Consider the following 20487-nt stretch of genomic DNA (forward strand, 5'->3'; position numbering starts at 1 on the left):
TCGTGGGACGCGCGGGAACAACCCCGCACGCCATCCGCTTCCCCGGCCATGCAGTTTTCCCGTTTCAAGGCCGCCCTCGATCGTGCCGGTCGCCACGATGCCAGCATCATCGCCGCCGGCATTGCCTATTACGCCTTCCTCGCACTCGTGCCGATGCTCGCAGCCTGCGTGCTCGCCTACGGCGTCTTCGCCGATCCGGAAACGGTGGCGAGCCACATCAGGGCGCTGGCGGATAATCTCCCGCAATCCGCAGCCGATCTGATCGCGGGGCAATTGCGTGCGGTCACGCAGAGCAACGACGCCAAGGCCGGGCTAGGCCTACTGGCAGCGCTGGCGCTCGCCCTGTTTGGCGCGCGGAACGCCGGCGGCGCCGTGGCGCGGGGCCTGACCATAGCTTTCGAGACCGGCGAGCGGCGGGGGTTCCTGAAAAGCCAGTTGGTCGCCATCGGTATCACCATTGCCGGCGTAGCCGGCATCGTTCTGGTGGCCGTGACGATTGCGGCGGTGGTCGCGATCGAGAACGGTATCGGCCAGTATCTCGGCTATGCCGTGCTGCTCGGCGGGGCAGTCCTGGGCGGCGGGGCGCTTTATCGCCTGGTGCCGCACGGGGTCACGCCGACCTGGCGGGAAGTGATGCCGGGTGCGGTGTTTTTTGCAACCGGGTGGCTTGTACTCACCGCGGCGTTCGGCGCCTATGTCGCCAATTTCGGGAATTACAACGCCACGTTCGGTGCGCTGGGCGGCGTGATCGTGCTGCTAACGTGGTTCTACCTGTCTGCCTACCTGCTCCTGATCGGGGCGGAACTGGTCGCTGCGGACCGCGCCGCAGAGTAACCGGATAGCCAACCGGAGCGCAGCAATTTCAGCGACTCGCAATTTTGTTGCGAATCTGTTATATAATAGGCCGACGCCGCCCGGTTTTCCGCCGCGCGGCCGGGTGAGTACGGAAAGGCAGCCCCACAGTCAGGACAATTCGCTGGTGAAGGCGACAGGGATCTGTCGGCCTCGGCACCGATTTGACGCTGCAACGGGCGCCGGACACAGAAAGGTACCTTATGGCAGCCATTGCCTTCGATGTCGGCGACTACGTCGTCTATCCCAAGCACGGCGTGGGCCGTGTGATCGAACTCCAGAACGAAGAAATCGCCGGCATGCAGCTGGAACTCTACGTCCTGCGGTTCGAAAAAGAGCGCATGACCCTGCGCGTCCCCACCAACAAGGTCGAAGCGATCGGCATGCGCAAGCTGTCGAGCGACAAGACCCTGAAGGAAGCGATGGACACGCTGAAAGGCAAGCCCAAGGTCAAGCGCACGATGTGGAGCCGCCGCGCCCAGGAATACGAAGCGAAGATCAATTCGGGCGAAATCGTCCTGATCGCCGAAGTCACGCGCGACTTGTTCCGCCCGGAAGACCAGCCGGAGCAGAGCTATTCCGAACGGCAGATCTTCGAAGCGGCCTCCAGCCGCCTCGCCCGCGAACTGGCCGCGATGGAAAAGACCGACGAGCCGACCGCGCTCGCCAAGATCCTGGACGTGCTGAAAGAACACGCGCCGCAGTATTACAACAACGGCGACGAGGAGTAATCCCTCCGCCAACCTGATCGAAGGGCCGCCCCGCAACGGGTGGCCCTTTTTGTTCGTACCCGGTCTGGCGATGAAAGTCCGTTCGTGCGCGCCGGTCGGACGTTCGGCGACGGATCACTATCAATGAAATCCCGACCGCCTTACTGTTTTATGCAGTTAATACAGTGAGGGGTCGTCGCGATGGCCTTCGCGGCAGGCGTGTCGGGCTGCGACAATATCAAGATGAACATCAATGGCAGCGACTTCGACGGGAAGCCGCTGGCGGAGATCGACCTCTCAGGCCCGGCGCCGACCGAAGTTGCGCTGATGGGGCCGGACATCGTCACGATCACCGAGGGTTCGGAATTCGCGATCACCGTTTCGGGCACCATCACCAGCGAATCGCTGGACGACGAGGCCGAGATCAACGTGTTAGGATCGGGCCGGGTCGACGTGGCCAAGGTCGCGGCCTCGAAACTGGAAATCAACATCGCCGGTTCCGGATCGCTGAAGGCGTCCGGCACGGCGGACAAGCTCGAAATGTCGATCATGGGTAGCGGCAACAGCGACCTTTCCGGCCTCAAGGTCGGCAATGCCGGCGTGAATGTGATGGGATCGGGCGATGCGCAATTCGCGTCCGATGGCAAGGTCGATGCCAGCATCATGGGTTCGGCAACATCACTTTGCGCGGCAGCGCCACGTGCGAAGTCAGCTCGATGGGTTCGGGTACGCTGCGCTGCAAGGCGGGTGAAAGCCGCAGCGCCGCCGAAGCCGCCCCTGCTGCAACCGAACCGCCGGAAGCAGGCGAGTCGCCCGACGCTCCCTAAAGCCCGAACGCTCCGCAAGCCCCCCGACGCCTGATCCGGATGCCGCCTGCCCTTACGACGGGTCGGCGGCCGCCCGGCGAAGGCGGTCGTTGATCGCCGCGCCGATCCCCTCGTCCGGAATGGGCGCCACAGCCACCGCCGCCTTGTCCGAGGCGGCGGCACGATGCAGCAGCGCGTACAGCCGGGCCGCGGCCTCCGCCAGGTCTCCGGAGGCCGACAGGCTCGCATCGCCCGCGACCGGCCCGAAACCGATCAGGAATTCGTCCGCCTTGCCCTGCACCGCGTCCAGCCGCACGGGTTTCCCCGGCGAATAGTGGCTGGCGAGCTGCCCGGGCGCTTCCACCTTCGCACTGACGACCGGTGTGGGGGGCCCGAGCAGCTCGGTCAGTGCGCTGAGCGTAACCGGACCCGGCCTCAGCAGCGACCAGCCGGAGTCGCGCAGCGCAACTATCGTCGATTCAAGGCCTGCCGACGTCGCGCCGCCATCGAGCACCAGCGGCACCCTCCCCGCAAGCGTCGCCCCGACATGCGCCGCGCTCGTCGGGCTGACCGCGCCGCTGCGATTGGCGGAGGGCGCCGCGAGTGGCACGCCGCATTCCTCCAGCAGCTGCCGCATCACCGGATGGGCCGGCATGCGCAGGGCGATCGTCGGCAGCCCGGCGGTGACGGCGGGCGCGATGCCGGCATCCTCGCGCAGCGGCAGCACCACCGTCAGCGGCCCCGGCCAGAATTGCGCAGCCAGTTGCGTAGCCCGCTCGCCTAAAACCGCGATTCGGCGCGCCTGGTCCACCGATCCGACATGCACGATCAACGGGTTGAAGCTGGGTCGGCCCTTGGCGCGATAGATCCCCGCAACCGCGTCGGCGCTGTCGGCCCGGGCGGCGAGGCCGTAAACCGTCTCCGTCGGGACAGCCGCGATTCCTCCGTCGAGCAGGATTTGGGCCGCCCGCGCGATGCCATCCGCGTCGGCGGGCACGGTTTCCGTAACGTCGGCAGCGGCGTGCTTGTCGGCCATGACTCGCGCGCTATATCGGGACCACGCCGAAGCCAAGGATTTCCGCCGGAAACCGCGACTAGAGGACCGCAAAGATGGATACGTTCACCCCGCCCACCCAGGACCAGCTGCTCGCCATTCGGGTGAATGCGGGGATCGGGGAGCTGGCCGAGGCGGAGCGTTTCGCGGCGGCCGAAAGCGATCTCGTCGAAGCCATCGTCGAAGGCGTCGGCCAGTTCGCCGCCGGCGAATTCGCCCCGCTCAACCGTATCGGCGATACCGAGGGCGCGAAGCTCGAAAACGGCGTGGTCCGCCTGCCCGATGGCTATGCCGAGGCGTACCGCTCCTATGTCGAGCAGGGCTGGAACGCGATTTCGGGCCCGGTGGAATATGGCGGACAGGGCCTGCCCTTCACGCTGTCGTGCAACGTGCTGGAGAACCTCGGCACCGCGAACATGGCCTTCAACCTGCTGCCGATGCTGTCGGTCGGCGCGATCGAGGCGCTGGAGGCGCACGGGGCGGATGCGCAAAAGGCGAAGTACCTCCCCGACCTCGTCAGCGGCAAGTGGTCGGGCACCATGAACCTGACCGAACCGCAGGCCGGGAGCGATGTCGGCGCGCTGCGCACCACCGCGAGGCCGATCAAGGACGGCGAGCATGCCGGCAAGTGGTCGATCCAGGGCCAGAAAATCTACATCACATGGGGCGATCACGAATTGGCGGAGAATATCATCCACCTCGTGCTCGCCCGCACGCCCGGCGCGCCGGAAGGAAGCCGCGGGATCTCGCTATTCCTCGTGCCCAAGTACCATGTGAAGGACGATGGCTCGCTGGGCGCGCGCAACGACCTGCGGCCGGTCAGCCTGGAACACAAGCTGGGCATCAACGCCTCGCCGACCTGCGTCATGAGCTACGGCGACAACGGTGAATGCGTGGGCGAGCTGATCGGGGCGGAAAACCGCGGTCTTGCCGCCATGTTCACGATGATGAACAACGCGCGTATCAATGTCGGCGCGCAAGGCGTGGAAATTGCCGAGCGCGCGCTGCAGCAGGCGCAACACTACGCCCGCGAGCGGATCCAGAGCGCGCGCGCCGGATCGCCCGACAAATCGCCGGTGGCCATCATCGAGCATCCCGACGTGCGCCGCATGCTGCTGCGCATGCGCGCCCTGACCGAAGCGATGCGTGGCCTGCTCTACTACACCGCCGGCCAGACCGATCGCGGCGTGCTGGGCGACGCCGATGCAAAGGCGCGCGGCGACTTGCTGGTGCCGCTGCTCAAGGCCTGGGCGACCGATAGCGGCATCGAAGTCGCCAGCCTTGGCGTGCAGGTCCATGGCGGGATGGGCTTCGTCGAGGAAACGGGCGCCGCGCAGCATTACCGCGACGCGCGCATCGCGCCGATTTACGAAGGCACGAACGGCATCCAGGCCGCGGACTTCGTCACGCGCAAGCTGGGCTTCGAGAATGGCGGCGTGCTGGAAGCGCTGATGGGCGAGATTGCCCGCGATGCCGCCGGAGAACCGGCGCTGAAGGCATTGGCAGAGGATTGCACCGCGATCGGCCGCTGGATGCTGGACGACGCATCGCTTGACGACAGGCTGGCCGGGAGCGTGCCCTTCACGGCCATGGCCGCGGTCGCGGTTGCCGCGTGGCAGATGACGAAGCAGGCCGCGGCTGCGCCGGAGCTTGCGCCCGGGATCGCCAAGCGCAAGGCAGTTACCACCCGCTACATGCTCGACCACGTCGTGCCCGAAGCGCGCGGCCTGAAAGCGGCAGCGATGGACGGCGCGACGCTACTATACGAACTCGACGCCGACGCGCTGGTGGCCTGACCGCAGGCTGCGGAGCGAGGCAGCACGGCCCCGCTTCCGTCAGTTGGTCCGGGCGTAGTCCTCGCCGAAACTCGCGCCGGCCGGGTTTGCACCGGTCGCACGGCTCGGCAGGCGGCCGTAATTCAGCCGCTCGATGGCGGGGGCAGGCTCCGCATCTTCTTTGATAACGCGCCAGATGATGCCCGCCGTATCGTCGCTGACGATGAGCGCACCGGTGTTGTCGAATGCAACCCAGGTCGGCCGCCCGCGCGTCGTCCCCTCGCCGGTCAAAAAGCCGCCGAGCACCGTCTGCGGGGTGCCGACCGGTCGACCGCGCTCGTCGAAATCGACGAAAACCACGTCGTAGCCCGACGGCGGCTTGCGGTTCCACGACCCGTGCCGCGCCACGAACGCGCCGCTGCCGAAGGTCTCGCCCATCCGGTGGCCTTCCGGCGTGAAGGCAAGGCCCAGCGCCGCGACGTGCGGGCCCATGGCGTAGACCGGCTTGCGCGCATATTCCTCGAGGAATCGCGGCATCGGCCAGTCGACCCGCATGTCGCGCTCGAACCGCCAGTAGACCCACGGCCAGCCGTAATTCGCGCCGAAGGGCACATCGGTGAGGTAATCCGGCACGAGGTCGGAACCGAGCATGTCACGCTCGTTCACCGTGGTCCACAAGCGGCCCGACCACGGCGCGAAGGCGAGGCCGTTCGCATTCCGCAAGCCGACCGCCCACGGCGCCTGGCGCTTCTTGTCGAGATCGTAGGACCAGATCATCGCCCGGCCCTCTTCGGGTTCCTGTCCGTTCTCGCCGATGTTGGAGGCCGACCCGACCGCAATGTACAGCAGGGGCTCGTCCGGATCCTTGGCAATATTGCGCATCCAGTGATTGCCCGCCGCGGGCAGGTCCATCAGCTTGCGAGGCGTGCCGGTGACTTTCGGTGCGCCCAGCGCGTAATCGAATTCGAGCAGCGCATCGTGGTTGGCAATCCACAGCTTGCCGTCTTCCCACGCGACGCCCGAAGGTGACGCCAGATCGTCACGAAGCACCGTGCGCACTTCCGCCACGCCGTCACCGTCCGCATCGCGCAGCAGCACCAGCTGGTCGGGCGAAACACCCCCTGCCCCAGCGCGGCTCATCAGCTTGCCCGCGATCCAGCCCATCAAGCCACCGCCCTCGCCCGCCGGCGCGCGGGTGAGGGTCACCAGCACATCGCCATTGGGCAGTGTGTAAAGCACGCGCGGATGCTCCAGCCCCTCTGCGAAGCGGTTCACGGTGTAGCCGGCCGGCGCGTCGGGCAATTCTCCCTCGGCCCAGCCCACCGGTTCCGCGATCGCGACGGTCGGGATCATCTGCGAATCCCCCTCGACCAGGGTCGGATCGGTGCCCGAAACCTCGTCCACCGAAAGTTCCGCCGGGTCACCGCGCCAGATCCACACCAACAGCGCGGCGAGGATCAGGGCGATGACGAGCAGGGTGATCAGCAGCTTTTTCTTCATGCCCGGCGGAATAGACCCGGGCGGGACTTGCGGCAATGGGCCACCGCCCTATGTCGCACCCATGTTCGATTTCCAGCCCGATCCCGATCAGCCCAAGGCTGTCCTGTACGACGACTTGCTGAGCGCGGCCGGTGCCCTGGTCGCCGGTGAGCGCGACCCGGTCGCTAACATGGCCAACATTGCCGCCCTGCTGTGGCAATTCCTGCCCGACCTGAATTGGGCCGGGTTCTACCGCATGGTCGACGGCCAACTCGTGCTAGGCCCCTTCGTCGGCAAGCCGGCCTGCATCCGCATCGCGGTCGGCAGCGGAGTTTGCGGTACGGCCGTATCCGAACGGTGCACGCAGCTGGTGGACGATGTCGAGGCGTTTCCCGGCCACATAGCCTGCGATGGCGAGACGAAGTCGGAACTGGTGGTCCCGGTGATGGCAAACGACGAGGTCATCGCAGTGATCGACCTCGACAGCCCCTCTCTCGCCCGCTTCGACCAGGATGACCGCGCGGGGATAGAGGCGCTCGCGCAGCGCATCGCCCCGGCGGTTTCGGGCTGACGCCGGTCCGTCACTAGCGTTCCGAATCGGGGCACGCCCGCGCAAACCCTTGGTTGCGTGCGGATCGCGATGGTAAGTTTCGGGTTAATGGATCGGGCTGCGGCGCCGCTGTGGCTCCCCGTCCGCTATGCCTGAGAGGAGCCACGCATGACCCACCCCAAGCTCGCCGCCGTGCTTGCCGCTGCCGGCCTTGCCGCTGCAGCGCCCGCCGCCGCGCAGGATTACGACCCGCTGCCGCCGCTTCCCGGCACCGAGCAGACCACGTACGAAGGCGAATGGCAGGGCGAGTGGGTCGAGGACGACCGCTACCAGGGCGAATGGACCGGCACCTATGACGGGCCCGCCGCCTATCGGGACCGTCCCTACTATGATCCGGCCACGCGCGACGCCTGGCTCGACGAATGCCGCAGCCGCGACCGCGACAGCAATATCGAAGGCGCCATCATCGGCGGCGTGATCGGCGGGATCGCCGGCAACCGGATCGCGGGCGAAGGCAACCGTCGGATCGGCACTGTCGTCGGCGGTGTCGTGGGCGCTGCGGCGGGTGCGGCCATCGATAGCGCGGAAGGCGGCTATGCCGACGAATGCGAGGCCTATCTGGACCGCTACATGGCCAGCGGTCACGGCGGCTATGGCTACCAGTCGGCTTATGGATATGGCCACTCCGGCTACTACGCCGGCTGCGGTTGCCAGGGCTACATGGCGACCCGCATGGTCCCGATCACAACCTATCGCTTCGGCCGGGTCGAGTATGCCGAAGACATCTTCGAGGAAGAAATCGAAGAGACGGTGATGGTGGAGGACGTGGTCTACGAAACGGTTCGCGAAGAAGTCGCCCCGGAACCGACCAAGCGCGTCGAGATCAAGACCCAGCCGACCAAGCGGCTGCGTTCTCGCAAGTAAAGCGGACTCATATGCCGAGCGCCAGAAAATCGCGCCGCGCAACTTTTCGCGCGGCGCGATTTTTCGTATCTACATGGAATTAAACGGTTTCGCCCGTCAGGCGCTGGCACACCAGGTCGAGCTGGTCGAGCGTGCGATAGCGGATCGTCACCGCACCCGATCGCGGGTCGGCATCGGCGGCGATCTTCACCGACAGTCCCAGAAAATCCTCGAGGTGCTGCTGCACGGCGAGGATGTCGGCGTTGGCCTCGCTTGCGCCGGCAGTTGCCGCAGACTTGCGCGATTTCGCCGGACGACCGCCGCGTACGAGCTTTTCCAGCTCGCGGACGTTGAGCGACTTCGCGATGGCCGTCTCGGCCAGTTCGGCCGCGTCGTCATGGCCCACAAGCGCGCGGGCGTGGCCCATCGATAGCCGCCCTTCCGCGACGTGATCGATCACCTCCTGCGGGAGCGACAGCAGACGCTGGAGGTTCGCGACATGGCTGCGCGACTTGTCGACCAGCTTGGCGATGTCCGCCTGAGTCATGTCCTCATATTCGGCAAGCCTTTGATAAGCTTGCGCTTCTTCGATGGGATTGAGGTCTTCGCGCTGGATGTTCTCGATCAGCGCGAGGGCCATCACATCGCGCTCTTCCAGATCGCGTACAATCGCGGGGATCTGGTGCAACCGCGCCTTCTGCGCCGCGCGCCAGCGCCGCTCGCCGGCCACCAGCTGGAAGCGACCGCCACTCAGGGGCCGGACAATGACTGGCTGGATAACGCCGCGGGCCGCGATGGAAGCGGCCAGTTCGGCCAGCGCATCTTCGTCGAAATAGCGGCGCGGCTGTTCGGGATGCGGCTCAATGGAAGCCACGGCGATGGTCTTGAGGTCGTTTTCGCCCTCGCTGCTCGATCTGTCGGTCGACACCACCAGCGGTTCTTCGCGCCGGGCTTCGCCCATCAAGGCACCGAGGCCCCGGCCGAGTTTGCGACGCTGCGCCGGCTTGGTCTTGTCGGTGTCCTCGCTCATGCGGCCTTCCTTTCCTTCGGCAAGCGCCCGATCAACTCGCGCGCCAGCGCCATGTAGGCGCGGCTTCCCCGGCAATTGTGGTCGTAAATGAGCGCGGGCAACCCGTGGCTCGGCGCTTCCGACAGGCGCACATTGCGCGGAATCACGGTCTCGAACACCAGATTGCCAAGACAATCGCGCACATCGTCGGCGACTTGATCGGTCAGGCGATTGCGGCGGTCGAACATGGTCAGCGCAACCCCGATAATGCCGAGATTGGGATTGAGCGACTGCTGCACCTGCTCGACCGTCTGCAGCAGCTGGCTCAACCCCTCGAGCGCAAAAAATTCGCATTGCAGCGGGATCAGGAGCGTGTCAGCGGCGGTCAGCGCATTCAGCGTGAGCGTGCCGAGCGATGGCGGGCAATCGATCAGGCACACGTCATGGCCGCGATGCCCGGCCAGCGCATCCCGCAAGCGATAGGAACGATCCTGGATACCGACGAGCTCGACTTCCGCCGCACTCAGGTCGACCGTAGCGGGGACGACCTGCATGCCGGGGATGGTGGTGTCGAAAATACATTCGCCGAGCGGCGCTTGGTCAACGATCAGCTCGTAGCTCGAAGAAGTACGCCGGTCGCTGGAAATCCCCACTCCCGTTGACGCGTTGCCCTGCGGATCGAGATCTACCAGCAGCGTTTTCCAGCCCGTCGCCGCCATGGCCGTCGCGATGTTGATGGCGGTAGTGGTCTTGCCCACCCCGCCCTTCTGGTTGGCGACCGCAATGGTTATCATGGTGCGACTCTTCCCTTCCCGACGAGGATTTTCGCCTCTTCATCCGTCAAAGATTGTTCCACGTGGAACAATTTGCGGCGCTTCGGCTTCAGCGCAGCCCATTCTTGCTCGGCAGAGCGGCCTTTCGGCAAGACCCATTCGGTGCGTGCTGTGGAGAAACGGGCGGATAAATCGAGCAGCTTGGGCAGCGGAGCGAAGGCGCGCGCCGAGATTACCGCGGCTTCGAAGGAATCCACGAACTCGAGGCGCTTCCCCTCCACCCGGCAATTATTGAGGGCTAGTCCCGTTATGCAACGCTCCAGCCAGTCGTTCCGGCGGCGACGCGACTCGACGAGGATGACTTTTCGCTGGGGGCAGAGAATGGCCACCACCAGGCCGGGAAGACCCGCGCCTGTGCCCAGGTCGAGCCACGGGGATGTTTCACGTGAAACATGAACGACGAGCTGGGCGCTATCGGCGATATGGCGGACCCAGACGTTATCGAGGCTCGCTTGGGCCACAAGGTTCTGTTCCTCATTTTCCACCCGCAACATGGCGGAAAATTGGTCAAGCCTCGCAATGGCGCCCTCGCCACCAATACCCGCCACGAAGGCTCGGGCCTGCTCTTCACTGGCAATCATGCGGCGCGGGCCTGCGCCCGGCGCGCGTGAACGAGAAGCGCTGCAAGGGCAGCAGGAGTCACGCCGGGAACGCGGCCCGCCGCGGCAAGCGTGGGCGGCGCAGCAGCGGATAGCCGCTCGATCATTTCCGACGACAGGCCGGCAACGGACGCATAAGGGAAATCCGCCGCAAGAGGCACGTGTTCATTCGCACGAAGATCGCGAAGCTCCGCGGCCTGGCGGGCGAGATACGGCGCATAGAGCGCGTCTTCCGCCAGCTCCTCGCCCACGGCGTCGTCAGGTTGCAAACCTTCAGGCAGGAATGCTGCCAAGTCGCCCAAGCCAATATCCGCATGGCCCAGCCACTCTCGCAGCGTCTTGCTACCGCCATCCGCCCGGACGTGAAGACCCGATCGGGCGAGCGCGTTGGCGGAGACCGGAACGCCCAAGGCATTGTTCCACGTGGAACAACGGGCCTTTCGCCTCTCCAGCCACCCGCGCCGTTCGGCGCCGAGACATCCGAGCTGCCCGGCAATCCCCGACAGCCGCGTCACTGCATTGTTCGCCCGCAGCCACAAGCGATACTCGGCGCGCGACGTGAGCATCCGGTATGGTTCGCTCACCCCCTGCAGGGTCAGGTCGTCAATCATCACCGCCATGTAACTATTTGCCCGGTCGAGCGCGGGCGCATCCTTGCCGAGCACGGCGGCCGCCGCATTCATCCCCGCCACCAAGCCTTGGGCCGCCGCTTCCTCGTAACCCGTCGTGCCGTTGATCTGGCCGGCGCAATAGAGCCCCGGCAGGGCCTTAACCTCAAGCGAGCGATCGAGAGCGCGCGGATCGATATGGTCGTATTCGACCGCATAGCCCGGCACCACCATCTCCACTGCCTGCAGGCCGTCCATCGCCCGCAACATGCCGAGCTGCACGTCGACCGGCAACGAGGTGCTGATCCCGTTAGGATAGACCAGATGGGTGCGAAGACCTTCGGGTTCGAGGAACACCTGGTGCCCGTCGCGGTCCCCGAAGCGATGAATCTTGTCCTCGATCGAGGGGCAGTAGCGCGGCCCCTGCCCGGCAATATCGCCGCCGAACAAGGGCGAACGGTCGAGATTGGCGCGAATAATGTCATGCGCGCGCTCATTTGTGCGCGTGATGGCGCAAAACACTTCCGGATTGATCCGGGCATCGGTCGCAGCGGACATGGTCCACTGCTCGCTGTCGGACGGTTGCACATCGAGTGCGGCCCAGTCGATCGTTCGCCCGTCGAGGCGTGGCGGCGTGCCGGTTTTCAAGCGCGCCAGCGGCAAATCGGCATCGCGAAGCTGTGCGGCAAGGCGATGGGCAGCGCCCTCGCCGATGCGTCCGCCTTCCAAACGCTCTTCCCCGCGGAAGAGCTTGCCGCCTAGGAATGTGCCGGTGCACAGGATCACCGACCGTGCTTCAACCCTGGTGCCATCGGCCAAGGCGACGCCGTTCACTCGCCCGCCGGGGAGGATCAATGAGGCCGCCTCTCCCTCCAACAGCTCGAGGTTCGCAAGCGACTCGAGTTCCCGTTGAACCGCCGCCCGGAAAAGCTCGCGGTCGGCCTGGACGCGCGGCCCCTGCACGGCCGTGCCCTTGGAACGATTGAGAATGCGGTAATGGATCGCTGCGGCGTCTGCCGCCCGTGCAATGAGACCGTCGAATGCGTCGACTTCCCGGACCAGGTGCCCCTTGCCAAGGCCGCCGATTGCGGGATTACAGCTCATCGCGCCGATCTTTTCGAGATCGAAGCTGACGAGGGCAACGCGCGCGCCCATCCTCGCCGCGACAGCAGCCGCCTCACAGCCAGCGTGACCGCCGCCTACGACAAGGACATCGAAAGTTTGCATGGCGACGCAATAGGCGCGTCGGCAAGGGCGGTCAAAGACTTGTGTGTTCCACGTGGAACATCATTTCCCGATGCAGAAGCGCGCGAACAGGGTGTCGAGCATATCCTCGGTAGAGGCGCGCCCGAGCAAGCGATCGAACGCGGCGCGGACGGTCCGCAATTCCTCGCCGAGCAAGATCCAGTCCGCTTTGCCGGCTGCACGTCCGAGCGCCTCCGCAGCCGCCACCAGATGCGTCCGCTGCCTCGCGTTGAGGGCGGCCTCCCCCGGCTTCGGCAACGCCTGCCGCGCCCGTTCGATCAAGATGGCTTTCAACTCGCCGATACCCTGCCCCGTGATGGCCGATACCGAAAGACCGTCCGCCTTGCCCTTACCCGCCAGATCCGCGAATGGCGAAATCTCGACGGCACTGTCGGGCCCCCCGCCTTCTTCACCGAGCCACAATACGCAGTCGGCGCGCGCCAATTCGGCATCGGCGCGATCGATGCCGATGCGCTCGATAACGTCGTCGGTCTCGCACCGCAGTCCGGCGGTATCAACGAAAGTGAACGGCACTCCGCCGAGCGCCACCGGGGCCTCAATCACGTCGCGGGTTGTACCCGCGATGTCGGAGACGATCGCTGCTTCCCGCTCGATCAAAGCGTTGAAAAGCGTCGATTTCCCGGCATTGGGCGGACCCGCGAGCGCAACACGGTATCCTTCGCGCAACTTTTCGGCCGCAGGCCGTTCCAGCCACGTGTCCAGTTCGCTGCGAAGTGCGGCCACCCGCCGCCGAAATTCGGCGTCCGGCTCCGGCACATCGTCCTCATCGGAAAAATCGAGCGCGCTTTCGACTTCGGCCGACAGGCGAAGAACCTGCTCGTTCCATGCCCCGATCTGACGCGAGAACCCTCCCCCGGCGAAATCCATCGCGGCGCGGCGTTGCAGCTCCGTCTCCGCGGTGAGCAGGTCGCCCAGCCCTTCCGCCTCGGCCAGGTCGAGCCGGCCATTGGCAAAGGCGCGCCGGGTAAACTCGCCCGGCTCGGCCGGACGCAGGCCCTCCATCTCGGACAGCGCCGACGTGACCGCCGCGACGACCGCCCGCCCGCCATGGCAATGGAGTTCCGCCGTATCCTCGCCCGTCGCATTGTCCGGTCCCGGCAGCCACAGCACAAGTGCTTCGTCGAGCGTCGCACCCGCGCCATCGCGCAGGCGAGCGAGGGCGGTGCGACGCGGCTCGAAAGACCGACCCGTCAGGCTCGACAGCGCCTCACCCGCGGCGGGGCCGGAGATCCTGATGACCGCGATGGCAGCGGGCGGCGCGCCGCTCGACAGGGCGTAGATCGTGTCCGTCACTGCCGTGAATTCGAACTCAGTCGTCGGTCTTGTCGGTTTTGCCGCCGGCTGGGCGGGAGCTCGCCTGGACGAAATCCTGGAACAGCTTCAGGCCCATCTGGCCCATCGGCGCCATCTGCCGGGCATAGTCCTGCAGCTGGTCGAGGTTGGAGACGCCCTTCATCGCTTTCGTGAATTGCTCGACATACACCGCGTTGGCCTTGTCGACATCGGGAAGCCCCATGAACTGGCGCGCTTCTTCAGGTGTGCAGTCGATCTCGATATTGACTTTCATGGGAACCCCCTTTGCAACATGACGCTTAGATGGTGGAAACACGCGCCCCTGCCAAGGGCGGGCGGCGATAATTGACCAGCGGGAAGGACCAGCCGAGATGACCACCAACGTTACCATCAATTCCTTCGATGGCGGCCATACGTTCGAAGCCTACGTTGCCCGGCCGGCCGACACGCCGACTGCGGCCATCGTAGTGATCCAGGAAATCTTCGGCGTGAATGCGGGTATCCGGCGCAAGTGCGACCTGTTGGCCGAGCAAGGCTATCTCGCCGTCGCGCCCGACCTGTTCCACCAGTTCGAACCCGGCATCGAGCTCGACCCCGATATCGAGCCGGAAATGAACAAGGCCTTGGATTACTTCGAGAAATTCGACCAGGATCATGGCGTTCGCGACATCGAGGCGACGATCAAGCATATCCGTGAAAACGAGGGATGCGGCAAGGTCGGCGCGGTCGGCTACTGCCTCGGCGGAAGGCTCGCCTACATGACCGCGGCGCGGACCGACAGTGACGCGACGGTTGGTTACTACGCGGTCGGGGTGGACAACCTGCTGGGGGAGAAAGCCTCCATCGCGAACCCGCTGATGCTGCATATCCCGGAAGAAGACGGTTTCGTGGACAAGGACACGCAAAAGGCGATGCACGAAGGGCTGGACGACCACCCCAAGGTGACGCTTTACGATTATCCCGGCCTCGACCACGGCTTCGCCACTCAGTTCGGGGAGCGGCGTGACGAGGAAGGTGCGCAGCTTGCTGACAGCCGCACCGATGCCTTCTTCAAGGAGCACCTGGGATAAGGCAGGCAGGCGATGCCTTGGCGCCACGCAATCCCGCTGATCTTGCTGGCGCTGTGTGCGCTGGGGGCATGGCTGTGGTGGCCGTCGCTGTTCCTTCTCGGCCCGGCGCTGGCGCTGGCGATTTGGGACTTTTTCCAGTCTGATCATACGCTTAGGCGGAATTACCCGCTCGTCGCGCGCATCCGCTGGATCATGGAAGACCTGCGGCCGTTCGCGCAGGCCTATATCGTGGAGGACGATCTCGACGGGCGGCCTTTCAGCCACCAGGAACGCGCCCTCATCTATGCCCGTGCCAAGGGCGATCTCGACGCCCATCCCATGGGTACCGAGCTCGACGTCTATTCCGACGAATACGAGTGGCTGAGCCATTCGATCGTGCCCAAGGCCGACGTTCCCGATACGTGGCGGCTCGACATCGGGCGGGGGACTTGCGCCCAGCCCTATTCCAGCGCCTTGCTCAATATTTCCGCCATGAGCTTCGGCTCGCTGTCCGCCCGCGCGATCGAGGCGCTCAATTTGGGCGCGAAGCAGGGCAATTTCCTGCACAACACCGGCGAAGGCAGCATCAGTCGCTACCACCGCAAGCACGGCGGCGACCTGACCTGGGAAATCGGGAGCGGCTATTTCGGTTGCCGCGCGGACGACGGCAGTTTTGATCCAGCCAAATTCGCCGACAATGCCGCCGATCCGCAGGTCAAGATGATCGAGGTCAAGCTGAGCCAGGGCGCAAAGCCGGGCCACGGCGGCGTTCTCCCCGGCGACAAGGTCACGGAAGAGATTGCCGAGGCACGCGGCGTTCCCGTGGGCCAGACGGTGAACTCCCCGGCGGCACACTCGACCTTCTCGACGCCGATCGAGCTGCTGGAATGGCTGGCCCGCCTGCGCGAGCTGTCCGGCGGCAAGCCGGTCGGCATCAAGCTGTGCGTGGGCAAGCCGCACGAGGTGATGGCGTTGGCCAAGGCTATGCGGAAGACCGGCCTCACGCCGGATTTCATTACCGTGGACGGGGCCGAAGGCGGAACGGGCGCGGCGCCGCTGGAGCTCTCGAATTCGGTCGGCATGCCGCTGCGCGAAGGGTTGATCTGGGTCCGCAACGCACTCGTCGGGACGGGTCAGCGCGATGCGGTGAAGATCGCGGCTTCGGGCAAGATCCACTCGGGCGCGCAGATGGCCAAGATGTTCGCGCTGGGTGCCGATTGGTGCAACGCCGCGCGGCCTTTCATGTTCTCGCTCGGCTGCGTCCAATCGATGCAGTGCCATACCGGCAACTGCCCGACGGGCGTCGCGACGCAGGAGTCGTGGCGGCAACAAGGCCTCGTGATCGAGGACAAGGCACCGCGCGTTGCCCGCTTTCAGCGACAGACCCTGCATTCCCTGCGTGAAATCGTGGTGGCGATGGGATTACCCGATCCCTGGTCGATCACCCCGGCAGACATGCGCGAGCGGCTTAACGGTGCGAAATCTTCGGCCATCGACCGGATCTACACGTTCGTGGAGCCCGGCCAACTGTTGGACGATGCCGATTCCACCCCGCTCGCCTTTGCATGGAACGCGGCGAGTGCGGAGAGTTTCGACTGCCAGCCCGCTGGCTGATCAGAACCGTTCGAGAACGAAAGCGGCCCTGTCCACCGGGTCCGTTTCGGGTAACGGTATCAGCTTGTAGCCATAGCCGCGCCACGCGGCCCTAACTGCACGATCGCTGGCGACGGCTTGCTCCCATGTCTGTATCCGCTCAGCATCCTGGCGGTAGATGTCCCGCCACGCGGCGGCATGGAAAACCGGCCCGGCATAGCGATATTCGCGGCACACGCGATCGATCTCGCCCGGCACCGCCAGGCCTTCGACGCGGAGGAAGCCGACAATGTCGGGAAATCCGCGGTCGAACAGGACGGGTCCGTCGCTATCCGAGAACCGCGTCCAGCTTTCGAGTTGCGCGTCCAGCATCGCATGCGCGAAGCCCACGGGATCGGACGCGCGTAGCTCCATCCCGCCGGGTGCCTGCAGGATGGTCCGTGCGACTTCGGGTCCGGTTGTGACCCCCTTGGCCGCGACTGCATCTAGCAAGGTCGACTTGCCCCCGCCCGGCGCGCCGGTGACCACGGCGAAGTTCGGGCGGGAATGGGTCATCGCGGGGAGGAGCCGTCGACGCGGCGTCCGCCACCGTCGCTCCATTCGGCCTCGTCCGGCGGCTCCCACAGGCCTTCCATGAAGCCGAAAATGTCGCGGGTGACTTCCATCGCGAAGGTCTCGCCGCGCTCCTTGTTGCGGCGATTGACACGGTACCAGCGCTCATCAGCCGGAACGTCGACGAAATGCACCACGTCCGAGAGTCCCGTGTCATGGGCAAGCGCACGGAACTTGTCGCGGTGGTCCTTCTTCGTGACGCCCAGGTCGAGCACGGCGGGCACCCCGCGGCTCGCCAGTTGCTGCACATGCGCGAAAATCTGCGCTTCGCAGCGGTTCACCCGCTCCATCGTCCAGGCGAACTCACTCGGCTGCGGGCTGTCGGCCCAGAACAGCGTCTTCATCCATTCGTCGATGGAATAGCGGACCCCGCCGATCTCGTCGGCCAGGGTCCGCGCATAGGTCGTCTTGCCCGCGCCGGTGCAGCCGACCACCATGACGATGTCCGCTGCCACCGCGCGTTTCCCTTACTGGTTCATCGTGGCGAAGAAATCTTCGTTGGTCTTGGAATCCTTCATCTTGTCGAGGAGGAATTCCATCGAATCGATCGTACCCATCTGCATCAGGATGCGCCGCAGGACCCACATCTTGGACAGGTTGTCCTTGTCGACCAGCAGCTCTTCCTTGCGGGTGCCGGACTTGCCGACGTCCAGTGCCGGGAAGATGCGCTTGTCGGCCACCTTGCGGTCGAGCACGATTTCGCTGTTACCGGTGCCCTTGAACTCTTCGAAGATCACCTCGTCCATGCGGCTGCCGGTATCGATCAACGCGGTGGCGATGATGGACAGCGAGCCGCCTTCCTCGATATTGCGCGCCGCACCGAAGAAGCGCTTCGGGCGCTGCAAGGCGTTGGCGTCGACACCGCCCGTCAGCACCTTGCCCGAGCTCGGCACGACGGTGTTGTAGGCACGGCCGAGGCGGGTGATGGAATCGAGCAGGATGACGACGTCCTTCTTGTGCTCGACAAGGCGCTTGGCCTTCTCGATCACCATTTCGGCAACCTGCACGTGGCGCGTGGCAGGCTCGTCGAAGGTGGAGGAGATCACTTCGCCCTTCACGCTGCGCTGCATGTCGGTGACTTCCTCCGGCCGTTCGTCGACCAGCAGGACCAGCAGGAACACTTCGGGATGGTTGTCGGTGATCGCCTTGGCGATGTTCTGCAGCAGCACGGTCTTACCGGTCCGCGGCGGCGCCACGATCAGTGCGCGCTGGCCCTTGCCCTGCGGACTGATGATGTCGATCACGCGGGCCGACTTGTCCTTTACCGTCGGGTCGAGCGTGTCGAGATTCAGCTTCTCTTCCGGATAGAGCGGCGTGAGGTTGTCGAAATTGGTCCGGGTGCGAACCTGGTCGGGGTCTTCGTAATTGACCGTTTGCAGCTTGGTCAGCGCGAAATAGCGTTCGCCGTCCTTCGGCCCGCGGATTTCGCCTTCCACCGTATCGCCGGTGCGCAAGCCCCATTTGCGGACCTGGTTGGGGGAGACGTAGATATCGTCGGGCCCGGCCAGATAGTTCGCCTCGGGGCTGCGCAGGAAGCCGAAACCGTCGTTGAGCACTTCGATCGTGCCCATCCCGATGATTTCCTCGCCGTCGTCCGCCACCTCTTTCAGGATGGCGAACATCAGGTCCTGGCGGCGCATGGTGCTGGCGCCCTCGACGCCCATTTCCTCGGCCATCGCGACCAGCTCTGCGGGCGCTTTCTGCTTGAGTTCTTTAAGATGCATGTGTCGTGTTTTCCGTATTCGAAAGTCGTGAGAGCCGGCGGGCCGTAAGGGCTTGGAGAAAGCAGGCCGGACATCGCGAACGAAAGTTGCGAGTCCACCGGTCGGTTCGAGATAGGCCGCCCGGGATGGCCCGTCAATTCACCGCGGCATCGCGCGGCGGTATGCGCGGCACGACCTGCCGCTTTACCGGCTCAGAAGGGTTTCACGATCACCAGGATGACGATCAGCGTCACGAGCACTGCCGGCACCTCGCCCCACAGGCGCAGCTGGCGTTCGGTGAGCGGCCGCTCACCCCGCGCCATCGCCTTGGAGCGGCTGACGATCCAGCCGTGATAGGCCGACATGGCCAGCACCAGTAGCAGCTTGGCATGGAACCAGCCTTGGTCGAATGCGCCGATTGTGACCGCCAGCAGCAGGCCTATGACCCATACGACCACCAGCGACGGCGTCAGGATCACGCGCCGCAGCGTCGCCCCGCGTTCCGCCCACAGGGCTTCCTCGTCCGATCCTGCGGGTGCGGCGTGCATGTAGACGAGCTGGCGCGGCGCTATGAACAGGCCCGCCATCCAGAAGATGACAAAGATGATGTGCGCGGCCTTGAGCCAGAAATAGAGCGTGTTGAGCAGGTCCATGACGCGTGCCTATAGGCGCTCTAGGCGCGGTTGCGAACCCGCTCCAGCACGCGTTCGACATGGGCGATGGGTGTCGTCCGATCGATGCCGTGGCCAAGGTTGAAAATATGCGGCCGGTCCGCGAACGTCTCAAGGATGGCATCGACCCCGCGATCGAGCGCGGCCCCGCCTGCAAGCAGCAACAGGGGATCGAGATTGCCTTGCAGCGGCAGGCCGGTGGGCAGGACCCGCACGGCCCATTGGGGATCGACCGTCTCGTCGAGGCCCAGGCCGTCCACACCGGTCCCCGCGGCATAATCGGGCAGCTTCGCACCGGAACCCTTGGGAAAGCCGATGATAGGCGCGTCGGGATGGCGTTTGCGCACGGCGCTGACGATGGCCGCGTTGGGCTCGATCACCCAGCGGTCGAATTCGCGCGGGGCGAGGCTGCCCGCCCAGCTGTCGAACAATTGCACGGCTTCCGCACCGGCTTCGATCTGGCCGCACAGATATTCCACGGTGACATCCGCGATCCGGTCGATCAGCGCGGCGAAGCGGTCCCGGTCGGCATAGGCCATCCTGCGCGCTGCCATCTGGTCCTTCGATCCCTCGCCGTTCACCATGTAGGTCGCGACCGTCCACGGGGAGCCGGCAAAGCCCAGCATAGTGCAATCCGGCGCGATCATGCTGCGGACCTGCCTCACCGTGTCATAGATGGGCGACAGGCGCTCCATCGCCGGCGACAGGTCCTCCAGCGCCGTATCGGCAAGCCGGGGCGACAGGTGCGGCCCCTCGCCGGCAAGGAACTGCAGGTCCTGGCCCATGGCGTAGGGCACGATCAGGATGTCGGAAAACAGGATCGCCCCGTCGAAAGCGAAGCGGCGCAACGGCTGGACGGTCACTTCGGCCGCGGCAGTGGTGTCGTAGACCAGTTCCAGGAACCCGCCCTTCTCTGCCCGCAATTCGCGGTATTCCGGCAGGTAGCGTCCTGCCTGTCGCATGAACCAGACCGGGGGCGTGGACGCGATATTTCCGCGCAATGTGTCGAGGAGAGGACCAGGCATCGAGGTGATCAATCCAATTAAAAATGATTTTATGAAAGGTAGATGGAGTCTGTTGGCCCTGTGGAAAGCGGGGATTGCAGCGCCCTGCCCGATTTCT

21 protein-coding genes are annotated in these 20487 nt (G+C 65.2%); 8 read left to right on the forward strand and 13 right to left on the reverse strand.

Going from position 1 to position 20487, the window contains the following annotated elements; genetic code table 11:
- Window positions 1–48 precede the first annotated feature (48 nt).
- From QQW98_RS04955 to QQW98_RS04965, 3 genes are all read left to right on the forward strand, one after another.
- A complete protein-coding gene (locus tag QQW98_RS04955; RefSeq protein ID WP_290136430.1) occupies window positions 49–834 on the forward strand; it encodes a YihY/virulence factor BrkB family protein in 786 nt (261 codons plus the stop codon).
- Between the two features lie 221 nt (window positions 835–1055).
- Window positions 1056–1583 (forward strand): CarD family transcriptional regulator, encoded by a 528-nt coding sequence (locus QQW98_RS04960; RefSeq protein ID WP_290136431.1) that lies wholly within the window; start codon window positions 1056–1058, stop codon window positions 1581–1583.
- 180 nt (window positions 1584–1763) lie between these two features.
- Window positions 1764–2423: a GIN domain-containing protein gene (locus QQW98_RS04965; RefSeq protein WP_290136432.1), complete on the forward strand. Its 660-nt coding sequence runs from the start codon at window positions 1764–1766 to the stop codon at window positions 2421–2423.
- A gap of 18 nt (window positions 2424–2441) precedes the next feature.
- Here QQW98_RS04965 and QQW98_RS04970 read toward each other — a convergent pair whose 3' ends face one another.
- Window positions 2442–3404: an L-threonylcarbamoyladenylate synthase gene (locus tag QQW98_RS04970; protein ID WP_290136433.1), complete on the reverse strand. Its 963-nt coding sequence runs from the start codon at window positions 3402–3404 to the stop codon at window positions 2442–2444.
- A 74-nt stretch (window positions 3405–3478) separates the two neighbouring features.
- On the opposite strand from QQW98_RS04970, the gene QQW98_RS04975 reads away from it, so the two are divergent.
- On the forward strand, window positions 3479–5218 hold the full coding sequence (locus tag QQW98_RS04975) for an acyl-CoA dehydrogenase (protein WP_290136434.1): 1740 nt from the start codon (window positions 3479–3481) through the stop codon (window positions 5216–5218).
- Window positions 5219–5257: 39 nt separating this feature from the next.
- Here QQW98_RS04975 and QQW98_RS04980 read toward each other — a convergent pair whose 3' ends face one another.
- Window positions 5258–6697, reverse strand: coding sequence for a PQQ-dependent sugar dehydrogenase (locus tag QQW98_RS04980; protein ID WP_290136435.1), 1440 nt, complete (start codon window positions 6695–6697; stop codon window positions 5258–5260).
- Window positions 6698–6758: 61 nt separating this feature from the next.
- Between QQW98_RS04980 and QQW98_RS04985 the strand changes: the two genes are divergently transcribed.
- Together QQW98_RS04985 and QQW98_RS04990 are read left to right on the forward strand one after the other, a co-directional pair.
- Window positions 6759–7247, forward strand: coding sequence for a GAF domain-containing protein (locus tag QQW98_RS04985; protein ID WP_290136868.1), 489 nt, complete (start codon window positions 6759–6761; stop codon window positions 7245–7247).
- A 147-nt stretch (window positions 7248–7394) separates the two neighbouring features.
- Window positions 7395–8150 carry a glycine zipper 2TM domain-containing protein gene (locus QQW98_RS04990; protein WP_290136436.1) on the forward strand — a complete coding sequence of 252 codons (756 nt, stop codon included), beginning with the start codon at window positions 7395–7397 and terminating at the stop codon, window positions 8148–8150.
- Between the two features lie 79 nt (window positions 8151–8229).
- On the opposite strand, the gene QQW98_RS04995 is transcribed toward QQW98_RS04990, so the two are convergent.
- From QQW98_RS04995 to QQW98_RS05020, 6 genes are read right to left on the reverse strand one after another with little or no spacing between them, the layout of a single operon-like run.
- Window positions 8230–9159 carry a ParB/RepB/Spo0J family partition protein gene (locus QQW98_RS04995; RefSeq protein ID WP_290136437.1) on the reverse strand — a complete coding sequence of 310 codons (930 nt, stop codon included), beginning with the start codon at window positions 9157–9159 and terminating at the stop codon, window positions 8230–8232.
- The gene (locus QQW98_RS05000) at window positions 9156–9932 is read right to left on the reverse strand and encodes a ParA family protein (protein WP_290136438.1); all 777 of its coding nucleotides are present in this window, start codon (window positions 9930–9932) and stop codon (window positions 9156–9158) included. The genes QQW98_RS04995 and QQW98_RS05000 overlap by 4 nt, the downstream gene beginning before the upstream one ends.
- Window positions 9929–10552 carry a 16S rRNA (guanine(527)-N(7))-methyltransferase RsmG gene (gene rsmG / locus QQW98_RS05005; RefSeq protein ID WP_290136439.1) on the reverse strand — a complete coding sequence of 208 codons (624 nt, stop codon included), beginning with the start codon at window positions 10550–10552 and terminating at the stop codon, window positions 9929–9931. The genes QQW98_RS05000 and rsmG overlap by 4 nt, the downstream gene beginning before the upstream one ends.
- Window positions 10549–12405, reverse strand: a complete 1857-nt coding sequence (mnmG, locus tag QQW98_RS05010) for a tRNA uridine-5-carboxymethylaminomethyl(34) synthesis enzyme MnmG (protein ID WP_290136440.1) — start codon at window positions 12403–12405, stop codon at window positions 10549–10551. Before mnmG ends, rsmG begins: the two co-directional genes overlap by 4 nt.
- 60 nt (window positions 12406–12465) lie before the next feature.
- Window positions 12466–13737 (reverse strand): tRNA uridine-5-carboxymethylaminomethyl(34) synthesis GTPase MnmE, encoded by a 1272-nt coding sequence (mnmE, locus tag QQW98_RS05015; protein WP_290136441.1) that lies wholly within the window; start codon window positions 13735–13737, stop codon window positions 12466–12468.
- Window positions 13738–13753: 16 nt separating this feature from the next.
- Window positions 13754–14011 (reverse strand): DUF6489 family protein, encoded by a 258-nt coding sequence (locus QQW98_RS05020; protein ID WP_290136442.1) that lies wholly within the window; start codon window positions 14009–14011, stop codon window positions 13754–13756.
- A 97-nt stretch (window positions 14012–14108) separates the two neighbouring features.
- Here QQW98_RS05020 and QQW98_RS05025 point away from each other — a divergent pair, with 97 nt between their 5' ends.
- Window positions 14109–14807: a dienelactone hydrolase family protein gene (locus tag QQW98_RS05025; RefSeq protein ID WP_290136443.1), complete on the forward strand. Its 699-nt coding sequence runs from the start codon at window positions 14109–14111 to the stop codon at window positions 14805–14807.
- Window positions 14808–14819: 12 nt separating this feature from the next.
- Window positions 14820–16400, forward strand: coding sequence for an FMN-binding glutamate synthase family protein (locus QQW98_RS05030; RefSeq protein ID WP_290136444.1), 1581 nt, complete (start codon window positions 14820–14822; stop codon window positions 16398–16400).
- On the opposite strand, the gene QQW98_RS05035 is transcribed toward QQW98_RS05030, so the two are convergent.
- The 5 genes from QQW98_RS05035 to hemE form a co-directional block, all read right to left on the reverse strand.
- Entirely contained in the window at window positions 16401–16934 is a 534-nt protein-coding gene (locus QQW98_RS05035) for an AAA family ATPase (RefSeq protein WP_290136445.1), read from the reverse strand.
- Window positions 16931–17446, reverse strand: a complete 516-nt coding sequence (locus QQW98_RS05040) for an AAA family ATPase (RefSeq protein ID WP_290136446.1) — start codon at window positions 17444–17446, stop codon at window positions 16931–16933. Before QQW98_RS05040 ends, QQW98_RS05035 begins: the two co-directional genes overlap by 4 nt.
- A gap of 12 nt (window positions 17447–17458) precedes the next feature.
- Window positions 17459–18715 (reverse strand): transcription termination factor Rho, encoded by a 1257-nt coding sequence (gene rho / locus QQW98_RS05045; RefSeq protein WP_290136447.1) that lies wholly within the window; start codon window positions 18713–18715, stop codon window positions 17459–17461.
- Between the two features lie 191 nt (window positions 18716–18906).
- The gene (locus QQW98_RS05050; protein ID WP_290136448.1) at window positions 18907–19347 is read right to left on the reverse strand and encodes a CopD family protein; all 441 of its coding nucleotides are present in this window, start codon (window positions 19345–19347) and stop codon (window positions 18907–18909) included.
- A 20-nt stretch (window positions 19348–19367) separates the two neighbouring features.
- The gene (hemE, locus tag QQW98_RS05055; RefSeq protein ID WP_290136449.1) at window positions 19368–20390 is read right to left on the reverse strand and encodes a uroporphyrinogen decarboxylase; all 1023 of its coding nucleotides are present in this window, start codon (window positions 20388–20390) and stop codon (window positions 19368–19370) included.
- Window positions 20391–20487 lie beyond the last annotated feature (97 nt).

The sequence above is a fragment of the Alteriqipengyuania flavescens genome (assembly GCF_030406725.1).
In the GTDB taxonomy this organism is placed as follows: domain Bacteria; phylum Pseudomonadota; class Alphaproteobacteria; order Sphingomonadales; family Sphingomonadaceae; genus Alteriqipengyuania_B; species Alteriqipengyuania_B flavescens.